The organism is Streptomyces niphimycinicus, assembly GCF_018883605.1.
GTDB classification, from domain to species: Bacteria; Actinomycetota; Actinomycetes; order Streptomycetales; family Streptomycetaceae; genus Streptomyces; species Streptomyces niphimycinicus.
Genome location: NZ_JAHLEM010000375.1, coordinates 1 through 13,730, shown reverse-complemented (window position 1 = coordinate 13,730; position 13,730 = coordinate 1). Strand labels below are relative to the sequence as shown.

The following is a 13,730-nucleotide window of genomic DNA, read 5'->3' as shown; positions in this document are numbered from 1 at the left end:
CCCGGCCACCGCGGGCCGGGTCCCCGCCGCGGCGATGAGCGCGCCGAGCGCGGAACCGCCCATCGACAGCCGCGCCGAGCGCCGGCTGACCGAGCGCGCGTCCTCCAGCGCCCGCAGCACCCGCCAGGCATGGAGCAGCCCGGGGCCGCAGATCAGATCGGCCGACCAGCACACCCGCCGCTCGCCGCGTGTCGTGACGGTGACGCCGAGATCGGCCGCGCCGAGCGCCTCGTCGTCCTCGCCGCTGATCAGCAACACGCCGTGGCCCTCGATCTGTAGCCGGCGCACCGTGTCGGGCAGCGAGGTGGCGAGGGGGAGCAGTTCGTCGGCCCATGGAGCGATCTCGTGCGTGCTGGCGTGTCCGGTGAGCACCAGACGCCGCGCACCGGAACGGGCCGCCGCCACCACGGCGTCGGCCAGCGGGTCGAGTTCGCAGCCGATCCGGATCCGGGCCTGCCGTCGGCCGTCCTCGCCGTGCAGGTCCGCGGTCAGCGCCAAGGGGCTCGCCGGGATCGCCGCGGGGATGTCGTGGGGCCGCTCCAGCCGCCAGGGGCCGCGCGTCCAGGGCCCCTCGCCGGACAGCTCCCGCAGGGTGCGGCGGTCAAGGACGGACTGCGCGGCGCTCCACGCCTCGGCTTCCCCCAGGTCGCCGACGGTGGTGACCGACAGCAGCCGCGGACGGCCGGCGCACAGCACCCGCGAGTCGATCAGCACCGCCGACACGCGGTCCAGCAGCCGCAGCGCGGTGCCGTCCATGGGCACCACGCCGTCGCGGGCCAGCACATCGCCCAGCCGGGCGGCGAACGCCTCCCGCCCCATGGCGGCCGCCTTCGGCACGGTGGCCAGCAGCGCCTTGGCCGCCTGCTCGGGGTCGCGGGTCCACGCCAGCAGCCCGCCCGCACCGGACAGCGAGGCCAGGGAGGTGCGGTCGACACAGGTCTCCACCGGCCCGTGCGGCAGGGGAGTGGGCCGGGGAACGGGCGGGTGCGAGCGCTCCGGGAGCCCGTCGCCGTCCGTCACCAGCTCCGGCTCCCGGCTCTGCCATACGACCTGCCGGCCGCGGATCTCGGCGAGTTGCAGCATGCGCTGCACCGCGTCCAGGGCGAGCGGGGCCTCGCCCCTGGTCAGGGCGTGCACCACGGCGTTCGACACGCCGATGAGAGTGTCGGCCTGGGCACGGCCGAGCCGGGACTCCAGCAGACCGCGCACCCGCGGCTGGATCTCCGCCATCACCGTGGGGATGCGCAGTGCCGGGGAGAGCGCGGGCACCATCGACACCCGTCGGATCGTGGCCGCCACCAGGCCCAGGCAATCGGCGGCGAGCGCGGTCGCGGCGAGTGTCGCGGGCGCGGAGGCGAACGGCGGCTGCGGACGGCTCGTCGGAAAGGAGTCCGCGTCCGTCCCCTGGGCCGCTTCGACGCGCTCGACCACCTTCAGTACGTCCTCGGGGCCGAGCTGGTCCTCGTCGAAGTCGACCAGTACCTGGCCCAGCGCCGCGTTCACCCCGGCCCAGTTGACGCCCGCCACCCGCCGCAGCGCGTCCTCCACCGCGCGGGCCAGCCGCTCATGGCCCTCCCCGTGGCCGGTGAGCCCGTGGACCTCCACATGGGCCCGGCCGGACCGGGTCCACACTCTCCGGCTGCTGCGCCGGTCGCCGGTGTCGCGCAGGACGTCGGCGATGTCCGCAAGGCGCAGCCGCAGCCCGCTGATCCCGCGGGACGGAGCGGAGACGAGGCCCGTGAACGTAGTGATGGGCAGCAACGGCTGCTCTCCCCTCGGTCCTGATATGCCGGGATCGTAAATTCGGCCTATGCTTACCTAATTCCGTCGCAAAGTAACCAAAGTGACATCCGGTAGGAGGAAGGCGTGAGCGCAGCGACGACACCCAAGACGGCCGACACCCGGAAGACGGGCGCGTCCCGGGGGAAGGGCCGCACCGTCACCTTCACCGTCCCCCGCGCCGCCATGGCCACGGCGAGCGTGGCCACGATGCCGATCAGGACCGCACGGCGGATCCTGCCCGCCAAGGGCGGACTTCCGCTCTATCTCGGACTCGGCGCGATGGGCCTGGCCGGAGTGCTGGAATGGCCGGTCGCGGTGGGCGTCGGCGTGGGCTACGCCGTGCTGCGCAACCCCCCGCCGGGCGCCGAGACTCCGAACGTGAAGGGTGCCGCCGCCTGAGCGTCGGCCCGGCCTGGTGTCACGTCCGCGACGAGCCGTGGTCCTCCAGCCTGACCGGCGGCAGAAACTCGCTCAGCAGGGTCCGATGCCACCAGGCCCCGGTGGCCCGCCGTTCCGCCGGGGTGGTGAAGCGGTACAGATACAGCCGTGCGCGCAGATGGGTGGGCGGCGTCCCCGGGAAGGGCGTGGCGCGCAGCAGCTTCACCGTCGCCCGGTCGTTGACCAGCAGCTTGCCGATCAGCGGGGTGAACCAGGACCCGGCGTAGGCGGGTGAGAGCCCCGCGAACCACATCATCCAGTCCAGTCGCAGATGGTACGGGGCGTACTGGCGCGGCATCCGCCGCACATCGCCGGGCTTGCCCCGGAACTCGTAGTCCTTCCAGACCGTGTCCGGGGTGAGGACGGCGTCGCCGGTGCCCTGGATCACCACCTCCTGCCGGCTGCGGCTGATGCTGCCGAACGCCCCGTAGGTGTTGACCAGGTGCAGCGGGTTGAACGAATAGTTCATGAGCTGACGGCCCGACAGCAGATTGCGGGCCGGCCAGTAGCTGAGCACCAGCACCAGCGCGGCGGCGGCCAGCACCACCACCTCGTACCAGACCGGGGGAGCGGCGAGGGGCGGCGGCCCGGGCAGCCCGAGCACCTCGGCGGCGCGGCGCCCGTCGACCGCCGAGAGCGCCGGCAGGATCGTCAGCCAGTTGAGCCAGGAGAAGTTCCCGGAGGCCACCAGCCACAGTTGGGTGACCACGACGATCCCCGCCGCCACGCTCGCGACCGGCTGCGGGGTGAACAGCAGCACCGGCACGATGAGCTGCGCCACATGGTTGGCCGCCACCTCCACCCGGTGCAGCGGCCTCGGCAGATGGTGGAAGTACCAGCTCAGCGGCCCCGGCATCGGCTGGGTCTCATGGTGGTAGTAGAGGCACGTCAGGTCGCGCCAGCAGCGGTCCCCACGGATCTTGATCAGCCCGGCGCCGAACTCCACCCGGAACAGCAGCCAGCGCAGCAGCCACAGGACGAGCACGGGCGGCGCGGTGTGCTCATTGCCCAGGAAGACGGCGAGGAACCCCGATTCCAGCAGCAGGGACTCCCAGCCGAAGCCGTACCACACCTGTCCCACGTTGACGATCGACAGATACAGCAGCCACAGCACCAGCCACGCCACCATCGCGACCGCCAGGGGCGCCCGGTCCGCGGCCCCCGCCAGCAGCGCGGCGGACAGCGCGGCCCCCAGCCAGGAGCAGCAGCCGAAGAACCGGTCGGAATAGTGCAGATGGAACAGGCTGGGCGAGCGTCGGAACGGCACCCGCTCGAGGAAGCGCGGCACCGGGGTCAGCCCCCGCTCGCCGAGCAGCGCCCGGCCCTGTAGGGCCGCCGTCAGAAAGGCGATCAGATAGACGGCGGCCAGCCCCCGTTGGAAGACCAGTCGGCTCAGCCAGTAGTCGGATGAGGTGAACCACTCCATGGGGGTCGCTCCCTGAGCCGGTCTGCCTTCGGCCTGCATGTATCGGTACCACCTCGGGCGGGTGCCCGCCATGCGCCGGCTCATACGGCGGACCGGGTTCATCCGGTAGGGGGCCTAGGGGGGGTGACGGGTTAGGGGTTATCCGTGCCGTGCCCGGTCCGTAGCGTCAAAGCCCGGCATGGATCCGGAGGGAACCACTCAATGCTTCTTCTCGAGCACCGCCGAACCCCGCGCACAGCGACCACAGCGATGGCACCGGCGAAGGCGGCGGTGGCCGCGCGGGCCGGGAGACCGAGATGACCGACTATCCGCTCCGGACACCGGGCGGCCCGCCGGTCCCGACACCGGGCGGCCCGCCCGTCGGGATCCTGGGCACCGGCTCGTATCTGCCGGCCGAGGCCGTGTCCAATGAGCTGGTCGCCGAGCGCGCCGGGGTGACCGCGGAGTGGATCTCGGCCAAGACCGGGATCCGGCGCCGCCGTTACGCCGCCGACCATGAGGCCACCTCCGACCTGGCCGTGGAGGCGGCCCGCGCCGCCCTCGCGGACGCCGGGATCCGCGCCGGTCAGCTCGGCTGGATCGTGGTGGCCACCTCGACCCCCGATCACCCCCAGCCCGCCACCGCCTGTCTGGTGCAGCACCGGATCGGCGCGACGGGCGCCGCCGCCTTCGACATCAACGCGGTGTGCAGCGGCTTCGTCTTCGCCCTGGTGACGGCGGCCGGACTGCTGTCGGCCGGCTCCGGCGGACCCGCCCCGTACGCCCTGGTGATCGGCGCCGATGTCTACTCCCGCATCATCGACCGCACCGACCGGCGCACCGCGGTGCTCTTCGGCGACGGGGCGGGGGCGGTGGTGCTGGGGCCCGTGCGCCCCGGCTACGGCCTCACCGGATCGCTGCTCACCAGCGACGGCGCACTCCATGAGCTGATCCAGGTGCCGGCGGGCGGCAGCCGCGCGCCGGCGTCCGAGAAGACCCTCGCCGACGGGGGCCACTTCTTCCGGATGCGGGGCCGCGCGGTCAGCGAGTACGTCCTGGCCGAGCTGCCGTGTGCGATACGGGCCCTGCTGGCCGCGCATCGCACGGACGCCGCGAGCGTGGACCACTTCATCCCCCATCAGGCCAATGGCGTGCTGCTGGCCAAGGCGCTCCCGGACCTCGGGCTGCCGCGGGCGCGTACGCATCTGACGGTGGCCGAACACGGCAACACCAGCGCCGCCTCCATCCCGCTGGCGCTCGACGACGCCCGGCGGCAGGGCGTGTTCACCGACGGCCAGTTGCTGCTGCTGGCCGGTTTCGGCGGCGGGATGTCGCTCGGCGCGGCGCTCGTCAGATGGCAGGACGGCCACGGCGGTTCGTGACCAACCCAAGGTCCCAGCAAGTGAAAGGACTCATCGGCATGGCACAGCGCTTTCCCACCGTCGCGGTGTTCGGGCTCGGCACCACCGGCCGCCACCTCGTGGAGGCCCTGGTCCGCGGCGGTCGGCGGGTGATCGCCGTGGAGCGGGACGAGGCGGCCCTGCGGCGCGGCCGGGGGCGGGTGGACGCGGCGGAATCCGCCGTCGAGTTCACCACCGACCCGGCGGCCGCCGCACGGGCCGATCTGGTGATCGAGGCGGTCCCCGAACGGCTGGAGGCCAAGCGCCGGCTGCTCGCCCGCGCCCACGCCGACTGTCCGCCGGAGACCGTGTTCGCCACCACGACCACCGGGCTCCCGGTGACCGAGATCGCCTTCGGCTCCGGGCGGACCGACCGCACGGTGGGGCTGCACCTCTTCCCGCTGGGCCCCGACCGCGAGGACCGGGCGGTGGAGGTGGTGGGCACCCCGCTCACCGGCGCCGCGGTCCTGGCGGACGTCCGGGAGCTGGTCCGCGACCTGGGCCGGATCCCGGTGCCGGTGGCCGACCGGCCGGGCTTCATCGGCGGCGCGCTCACCATGGCGTACCTCAACAACGCCGTGGCCATGTACGAGCGGCGCTACGCCTCGCGCGACAGCATCGACACCGCCATGACGCTCGGCTGCGGACTGCCGATGGGGCCGCTGGCCCAACTGGACGCCATGGGCCTGGACACCGCGCGGGACTCCCTGGAGGCGCTGTACGAGCGCACCGGCGATCCGCGGTACGCGCCCGCGCCCACCCTGGCCCATATGGTGACCGCCGGTCTGCTGGGGGTGAAGGCGGGCCGCGGCTTCTACGAGTACGCGGCGGGCGGCGCCGCCCGGGGCGGGGAGGCGGACGGCCTCGGCGAGCCCGTACCGGCCCGCGCGGTGCGCCGGATCGGCGTGGTGGGCTCGGGCACGATGGCCGTCGGCATCGCGGAGGTGTGCGCGCGCTCCGGCTATCCGACGGTGCTGGTGGCCCGGAGCGAGGTGCGCGCGAAGGAGGCCACGGCCGCCGTGGAGCGCTCGCTGGAGCGGGGAGTGCGGCGCGGCAAGCTGGCCCCCGAGCTGCTCACCGAGTCGATGGACCGGCTGACCGCGGGACGTGAACTTCAGGCGCTCGGCACCTGCGACCTGGTGATCGAGGCCGTGGCGGAGGACATCGACGTCAAGCGGGCCGTCTTCGCCGGGCTGGACCGGGTGTGCGCACCGGGGGCGGTGCTGGCCACCTCCACCTCGAGCCTGCCCGTCATCGAGTGCGCGATGGCCACGCGGCGGCCCGAGGACGTCATCGGGATGCACTTCTTCAACCCGGCGCCGGTGATGCGGCTGGTCGAGGTGGTGCACACGGTGCTCACCGCCAAGGAGGCGCTGGGCACGGCGCACGCGGTGGCCGCGGCGCTCGGCAAGCGTGCCGTGGACTGCCCGGACCGGGCCGGTTTCATCGTCAACGCCCTGCTCTTTCCCTATCTGAACAGCGCGGTGGCGATGGTTCAGGAGGGCTGGGCCACCGCCGCGGACATCGACACGGTGATGGCGGCCGGGCAGGGCTATCCGATGGGTCCGCTGCGCCTGCTGGATGTGATCGGCCTCGATGTCTCGCTCGCCATCCAGCGCACCCTGCACGGCACCTTCCGGGATCCGGCCCTGGTCCCGGCCCGCCATCTGGAGCGGCTGGTCGAGGCGGGTCACCTGGGTCGCAAGGGCGGCAGGGGGCTGCACCTCCACGAGCGATGACATGGGGTATCACATGCCATTGGAATAGTCCAAGGGCTGGATGTGCGGGTTGGATGTCGGGCTGGATGTGTGGCTGTGGAATTCATTGTGACAGGGATTGGCGTGACCGTGTCTCTGTCCGCTTTATGGCATGAGAATTCCCGGCGAATCGCTTGCGGTTACCATCGGCAACAGACATAAGAATCGCATTAGCGATCAAAACGGGCAAATAAGTGTTCGAAGAGGATCCCGGGGTGCCCCAATGGATGACCACTTGGTGTCGAAGCCAAGGATGTCATGAGTTATCCCGGGTGTTGCCAGGGGGTCTCGTGTATGCTGGGCCTTCCGAACAAATGCCCACGTGAACGGGGGTGGCGCAGGGTTGTCAGGGCGTTGGTGCACTTCGGCTTCGCGGCGTTGTCCCAGGTAGGGGCCGGCTCGATGGCATCGATTTCGTCGATCGTCGGGCAGTCCGCTCAGAAATTGGTAATTCGTTAACGATGATTTTACGTGCGGCGATGGTGGCGTGGCCGGTTGGCGTATAGCTTGCTGGAAGTCGTTCGGGCTGCCGTGAGCAGTGCTTCGCGTCGCATTCGGGGGTGCGAGCAATGGTATTTTCATCGGCCAGAGCCAGACAATTCGACGCACAATTCGAGAGACTTCGCCGGACGTTTTCCCGATGCCTGTCCGGGGAAGCGGGCATTGTGCTCGTCGAGGGTGCCGTCGGCTGTGGCAAGACCCATACGCTCGAAGCCGTCACGGCCCATGCGGCGAAGGCCGGAGCCCTTGTCCTCAAGGCATACGGAACGTCGGCCGACCGGGCTCCGCTAGGCACTCTGCGCCAGCTTCTGGATTCACCCCGGCTGCCCAAGGCGACCGCCGACCATCTGCGCGAAGCGCTCGACCAAGGCGCCCTCGACGCCGCACAGCCCCGCGAAACCCCTGGTGGCGACCCCGCCGGCGGGACCCCGCCGCATATCCAGGGAGCCCGGGAGTTCCGTGCCGCGCTGTGTGAACTCGCCTCACGCGAACCGGTGGTGATCTGCGTCGACGAACTCCAGCTCGTCGATGCGGAGTCACTCCAGTATCTGCTGTACCTGGCGACCCGTTCGCACTCCGCCAAACTGCTCATGGTGTTCGCACAGGCGACGGACAGCGATCAGAAGGACGCCGTCTTCAATACCGAACTGCTGCGCCAGCCCAATTTCCAGCGGCTGCGGCTGGAGAGGCTGTCCTGGGAGGAAACCGCGCATCTGCTGACCATCCGTCTGGGACTCCCGGATTCGGCCGATGTGGCATACACCTGGTACGAGGTAAGCGGCGGAAATCCGTTGTTGCTACGCGCGGTGATAGACGATTACCGCACTGCCGGGGCACCCCCACGGCACGGTCGCGCCGTGGAGCCCGTAGTGGGTGACATGTTCATCCAGGCCGTACTCACCTGTGTCTACCGCAGCGGGTACACCGTCTCCCGGCTCGCCGAGGGCATCGCGGTGCTCGGCGCGTCCGCCTCCCCCGAACTCCTCGGCCGGCTGCTGCGCATCGGCTCCGCCGGAACCCGGCGCGGAGTCGCCGCGCTGGACGCGGCGGGCCTCGTCGGCGGTCTCGCCTTCCGCCACCCGTATGTCGAGGCCGCGGTGCTGGAGGACACGGACCCCGAGGTCCGGCTGGACATGAACCGCCGCGCCGCCGTCCTGCTGCACCAGGGCGGCGGGGCCACCCTCGCCGTGGCCCGCCATCTGCTCGCCGCCCAGGCCGCCGACGAGCCCTGGGCGGTGCCGCTGCTGCGGGACGCCGCGCAGCAGGCGCTCGCCGAGGACGACGCCAAGCTGGCGGTCGCCTGTCTGGAGCTGGCGTACGCGGCCTGCCAGGACGAGGAGTTGCGGGCCGGTATCAGGATCGGCACCGCCGGGATCATGTGGCGGCTCAACCCCTCGGCGTCCGAGCGGATGCTGGAGGAGCCGCTGGCCGCGCTGTACGCCGACCGGCTGCCCGCCGCCCATATCGGGCGGCTGATCGAGTTGTTGCTCGCCCACGGCCGGATCGAGGAGGCACGCGGCGCCATCGGCCGGCTCAACACCGTCATGAGCAACGCGGGACCCACCTCGCTGGCCCAGTTCCGGATGACCGCCCGCTGGGCCCAGGACTCCGGTGCGCAGGACCGCGGCCCCGGGGCCCCGGCGCGCCAGGGTGAGGACGGCGGCGCCTCCCGTACCCCGCTCAGATCCCGCGGACCCTCCTCGCTGTCGACGATCACGGCGGCGTTCAGCGGCTTCTTCGGCCGCGGGGGGAGCGAGGAGTCGCCGGTCGCGGCGGCGGAGAAGGTGCTCGAGGTCTCACCGCTCACCGACGCCACTTTCGAACCCATCGTCAACTCGGTGAACGCGCTGGTGTACGCGGGCCGCCCGGACAGGGCGGCGCCGTGGTGCGATTCGCTGATGGAGGAGGCCGAGCGGCGCCGGGCACCGGGCTGGCGGGCCATCTTCGCCTCGATCCGGGCCGAGATCGCCCTGCGGCAGGGCAACCTCGTGGAGTCGGCGGCCTATGCGACCACCGCCCTGGACATCGTGCCCGGCAGCGACGGAAGCGTCTTCATCGGCGGCCCGCTGGCCAGCCAGATCCTCGCGTACACGGCGATGGGCAAGTACGACGCGGCGGCGCGGCAGCTCAGCCGCCCGGTCCCCGAGGCGCTGTTCAAGAGCATCTACGGACTCGGCTACACCCGCGCCCGCGGCCGCTACTACCTGGCCACCAACCGCATCAACGCGGCGCTCGGTGAATTCCTGATGGCCGGCCGGCTCGCCCAGTTGTGGGAGCTCGACCAGCCGGCGCTGCTGCCCTGGCGCTCCGACGCCGCCGAGGCATGGCTGGAGCTCGGCGACCGGGAGAAGGCCGCGAACCTGGTCTCCGAGCAGTTGGCCAGGAACGGCGCCGGGGACTCCCGGGTCCGCGGCGTCTCCCTGCGGTTACTCGCGGCCGCGGGCGATATCGAGAACCGGTCCCGGCTGCTCGGCCAGGCCGTGGAAGAGTTGCAGTGCTCCGGCGACCGGCTGGAGCTGGCCCGGGCGCTGGACGATCTCGGCCGTACGTTGCGCGGCTCCGGGGAGCTCGGACGGGCCGACGCCATCACCGGCCGGGCCTGGCGGATGGCCAAGGAGTGCGGCGCCGAGGAGCTGTGCGACCGGATCCGCCTCGACTCCGGTCTGGAGGCCCGCGATCCACGGCCGGTGGTACGGCCGGTGTCCGGACCGCTCGGCCCGAAGCCGACGGTGCCGCCGTCCCTGGGCACGAAGCTCAGCGAATCCGAGGCCCGGGTCGCCGCCCTGGCGGTGGACGGCTATACGAACCGGGAAATAGCCGCCAGCCTCTTCATCACCATCAGCACAGTTGAGCAGCATTTGACGCGGGTGTACCGCAAGCTGAATATCAGGAGCCGCCAGCAGTTGCCGACCGCGCTGCGGGCCCAGGTGGATGAAATCGCCTGAGCGCTGACCGGGGCGAGGTCCCGCGGAGGGGGTGGCCACACGATGCCACCCCTGTTCCATGGCCACCCCTGATTACCCCCCTATCGCGGTGGCAGACCTGGAGCGCGGGCCGACCGCGTTGATAGCTTCTGGCCGCATGAAGGGCATAGTCCTCGCCGGAGGAAGCGGAACCCGACTGCATCCTTTGACACATGCGGTGTCGAAGCAGATCCTTCCCGTCTACAACAAACCGATGATCTATTACCCGCTGTCGGTGCTCATGCTCGGCGGCGTCAGGGAAATCCAGATCATTTCCACCCCGCTCCATGTGGGGCTGTTCCGCGCACTCCTCGGCGACGGCCGGCGGCTGGGCCTTTCGATCGAGTACGCCGAACAGCCCGAGGCCAATGGCATCGCCGACGCATTCATCATCGGAGCCGAGTTCATCGGCGACGACCAGGTGGCGTTGGTCCTCGGCGACAATATTTTCCACGGGCCCGGATTTTCGAAGATGCTGCACAACGAGGCAAGCCATGTCGACGGCTGTGTGCTCTTCGGCTACGGAGTCAAGGACCCCGAGCGCTATGGTGTCGGGGAAATGGATGAGCACGGCCGGCTGATCTCCATCGAGGAGAAGCCGGCCGCCCCCCGGTCCAATCTGGCGATCACCGGTCTGTATCTCTACGACAACGACGTCGTGGACATCGCCAAGAACGTACAGCCCTCCGCGCGCGGCGAGCTGGAGATCACCGACGTCAACCGCGTCTATCTGGAGCGAGGAAAGGCCAGACTGGTCGGGCTCGGCCGCGGATTCGCCTGGCTGGACACCGGAACTCATGACTCGCTGCTCCAGGCGGGCCAGTATGTGCAGCTTCTGGAACAGCGCCAGGGAGTACGGATCGCCTGTCTCGAGGAGATAGCCTTCCGCATGGGTTTCATCGACGCGGCGGCCTGCTATGAGCTCGGTGCGGAACTCGGCAAGACGGACTACGGAAAATACCTGATGGATATCGCGGCCAATCATCGCTGAAGGGTTGTCTCCAGTGCGCATAGTTGTGACCGGCGGCGCGGGCTTCATCGGCTCCCACTTCGTCCGGCAGACGTTGACAGGGGCGTACGCCGCCTGGGCGGACGCCCAGGTCGTGGTGGTCGACAAGCTCACCTACGCGGGCAACGAGGCCAATCTGGCCGAGGTCGCCGACAGCCCCCGGCTGCGCTTCGTCCACGGCGACATCTGCGACGGCGAGCTCGTCGGCGAGCTGCTGCACGGCACCGATCTGGTGGTCCACTTCGCCGCGGAATCGCATGTCGACCGCTCGATATCCGGCGCCGAGGAATTCGTGCGCACCAATGTCCTGGGCACGCACACACTCCTCAACGCGGCCGCGAACGCGGCGGTCGGAAAATTCGTCCACGTCTCCACCGACGAGGTCTACGGCTCCATCGAAAGCGGCTCCTGGAGCGAGGATGAACCGCTGGAGCCCAATTCGCCGTATTCCGCGTCCAAGGCATCCTCCGATCTGCTGGCCAGGGCCTTCCACCGCACCCATGGGCTGCCCGTCTGCGTGACCCGCTGCTCCAACAACTACGGCCCCTACCAGCACCCCGAGAAGGTCATCCCGCTCTTTGTCACCAACCTCATGGACGGCAAACCGGTGCCGCTCTACGGCGACGGCGGAAACGTCCGGGACTGGCTGCACGTGGACGACCACTGCCGCGGTATCGCCCTGGTCGCCGAGAACGGCCGCCCGGGCGAGGTCTACAACATCGGCGGCGGCACCGAACTGACCAATCTGGAACTCACGGAACGGCTGCTCGAACTCCTCGGTGCCGACCGGTCGTTGGTCGAGCGGGTGCCCGACCGCAAGGGCCACGACCGCCGTTACTCCGTGGACATCGCGAAAATCTCCGCCGAACTGGGATACCGCCCCGAGATGTCGTTCGAGAACGGCCTCGCGGAAACCGCCAAGTGGTACATGGCACACCGCGGTTGGTGGTCACCTCTCAAGAGGAGGTGACCACCCCTATACCCACGGTTAGGGGTGCCGACGGTTAGGGGTGGTTGAGGCGACTCCCGAGCCCATACCGTCGACTTCCGGATCATGGTCGGTCCAGTCCCGTCGTATCTCCACTGAGAGAAGAGTCTGAGGTCGTGATGTCGGAGAACTCCCTGGTGCGTGACGGGCACATCGCGGTCATCGGTATGGCATGTCGCGTACCGGGCGCATCGACACCGGATGAGTTCTGGCAGTTGTTGCGCAATGGAGCAAGCGCCATCACGGAGATTCCGGCGGACCGGTATGCCGATGAGCTCCGGGACGCCGGCATTCGATTCGGCGGGTTCGTCGAAACGGCAGCCGAGTTCGATCCGGAGTTCTTCGGGATTTCACCCCGCGAGGCACTGGCCATGGACCCCCAGCAGCGCCTCGCGCTGGAACTGTGCTGGGAGGCCCTGGAAAACGCCGGACTCGTCCCCGCGCATCTTGAGGGCAGCCGCACCGGCGTCTTCGTCGGCGCCATCGCCGACGACTACGCGACACTGGTCCACCGCCGCGAACCGGCCACCATCACCCAGCACACCCTCACCGGTCTGAACCGCGGCATCATCGCCAACCGGGTCTCCTACGCCCTGGGACTGCGCGGCCCCAGCGTGGCCGTGGACACCGGGCAGTCCTCGTCCCTGGCCGCCGTCCACCTGGCCTGCGAGAGCCTGCGGCGCGGCGAGACCGAGACCGCCGTCGCGGGCGGTGTCCAGCTCAACCTGGCCCCCGACAGCTTCATCGCCGCCTCCCGGTTCGGCGCGCTCTCCCCGGACGGCCGCTCCTTCACCTTCGACGCCCGTGCCAACGGCTATGTGCGCGGTGAGGGCGGCGGCCTCGTCGTGCTCAAACGGCTCGCGGACGCCCGGCGCGACGGCGACCCCGTGCTGGGCGTGATCCGCGGCTCCGAGGCCAATAACGACGGCGGCGGCGACAGCCTCACCACCCCCGCGACCCACGGGCAGGAGGCCATGCTGCGCGCCGCCTACGAGCGCGCCGGGGTCGACCCCGCCCGGGTCCAGTACGTCGAACTGCACGGCACCGGCACCAAGGTCGGCGACCCGGTCGAGGCCGAGGCACTCGGCGCGGTCCTGGGCGCCGGCCGGGCACACGGCGCCGCCCTGCGCGTCGGCTCCGCCAAGACGAACGTCGGCCACCTCGAAGGCGCCGCCGGAATCACCGGCCTCATCAAGACGCTGCTCTCGCTCGCCCATCGCGAACTGTTCCCGAGCCTCAACTACGAGACACCGAACCCCGCCATCCCCCTGGACACCCTGGGCCTCACGGTCCAGACCGCCCTCGCCCCCTGGGCCACGGAGGCGGACACCCCACGGCTCGCGGGCGTCAGCTCATTCGGCATGGGCGGCACCAATGTGCACATGGTGCTGGAGCAGGCACCCCTCGAAGACCCGGCCGCCGAGCGGCCGATGGACCTCGATGTGGTGCCCTGGGTGCTCTCGGCCCGCGGTGAGGCGGCGCTGCGG

9 protein-coding genes are annotated in these 13,730 nt (G+C 70.5%); 7 read left to right on the top strand and 2 right to left on the bottom strand.

Features of this window, described 5'->3' with window-relative positions:
- Positions 1-1,761, bottom strand: a 1,761-nt coding sequence (locus KN815_RS29550; RefSeq protein WP_372458507.1) for a heavy-metal-associated domain-containing protein, incomplete at its 3' end; no start/stop codon positions are given.
- Positions 1,762-1,866: 105 nt separating this feature from the next.
- On the opposite strand from KN815_RS29550, the gene KN815_RS29545 reads away from it, so the two are divergent.
- On the top strand, positions 1,867-2,181 hold the full coding sequence (locus KN815_RS29545; RefSeq protein WP_216344936.1) for a hypothetical protein: 315 nt from the start codon (positions 1,867-1,869) through the stop codon (positions 2,179-2,181).
- 19 nt (positions 2,182-2,200) lie between these two features.
- Here KN815_RS29545 and KN815_RS29540 read toward each other — a convergent pair whose 3' ends face one another.
- Positions 2,201-3,646 (bottom strand): lipase maturation factor family protein, encoded by a 1,446-nt coding sequence (locus tag KN815_RS29540; RefSeq protein ID WP_216344935.1) that lies wholly within the window; start codon positions 3,644-3,646, stop codon positions 2,201-2,203.
- 296 nt (positions 3,647-3,942) lie between these two features.
- On the opposite strand from KN815_RS29540, the gene KN815_RS29535 reads away from it, so the two are divergent.
- From KN815_RS29535 to KN815_RS29510, 6 genes are all read left to right on the top strand, one after another.
- The gene (locus KN815_RS29535) at positions 3,943-5,007 is read left to right on the top strand and encodes a 3-oxoacyl-ACP synthase III family protein (protein WP_216344934.1); all 1,065 of its coding nucleotides are present in this window, start codon (positions 3,943-3,945) and stop codon (positions 5,005-5,007) included.
- A gap of 38 nt (positions 5,008-5,045) precedes the next feature.
- Positions 5,046-6,764: a 3-hydroxyacyl-CoA dehydrogenase family protein gene (locus KN815_RS29530; protein WP_216344933.1), complete on the top strand. Its 1,719-nt coding sequence runs from the start codon at positions 5,046-5,048 to the stop codon at positions 6,762-6,764.
- 587 nt (positions 6,765-7,351) lie between these two features.
- Positions 7,352-10,228: a helix-turn-helix transcriptional regulator gene (locus KN815_RS29525; protein WP_253209315.1), complete on the top strand. Its 2,877-nt coding sequence runs from the start codon at positions 7,352-7,354 to the stop codon at positions 10,226-10,228.
- A gap of 136 nt (positions 10,229-10,364) precedes the next feature.
- Positions 10,365-11,237: a glucose-1-phosphate thymidylyltransferase RfbA gene (gene rfbA / locus KN815_RS29520; RefSeq protein WP_216344937.1), complete on the top strand. Its 873-nt coding sequence runs from the start codon at positions 10,365-10,367 to the stop codon at positions 11,235-11,237.
- Between the two features lie 13 nt (positions 11,238-11,250).
- Entirely contained in the window at positions 11,251-12,225 is a 975-nt protein-coding gene (gene rfbB / locus KN815_RS29515; protein WP_253209314.1) for a dTDP-glucose 4,6-dehydratase, read from the top strand.
- Between the two features lie 137 nt (positions 12,226-12,362).
- Positions 12,363-13,730 (top strand): beta-ketoacyl synthase N-terminal-like domain-containing protein (locus KN815_RS29510; RefSeq protein ID WP_216344930.1); only part of this gene is annotated, 1,368 nt, incomplete at its 3' end.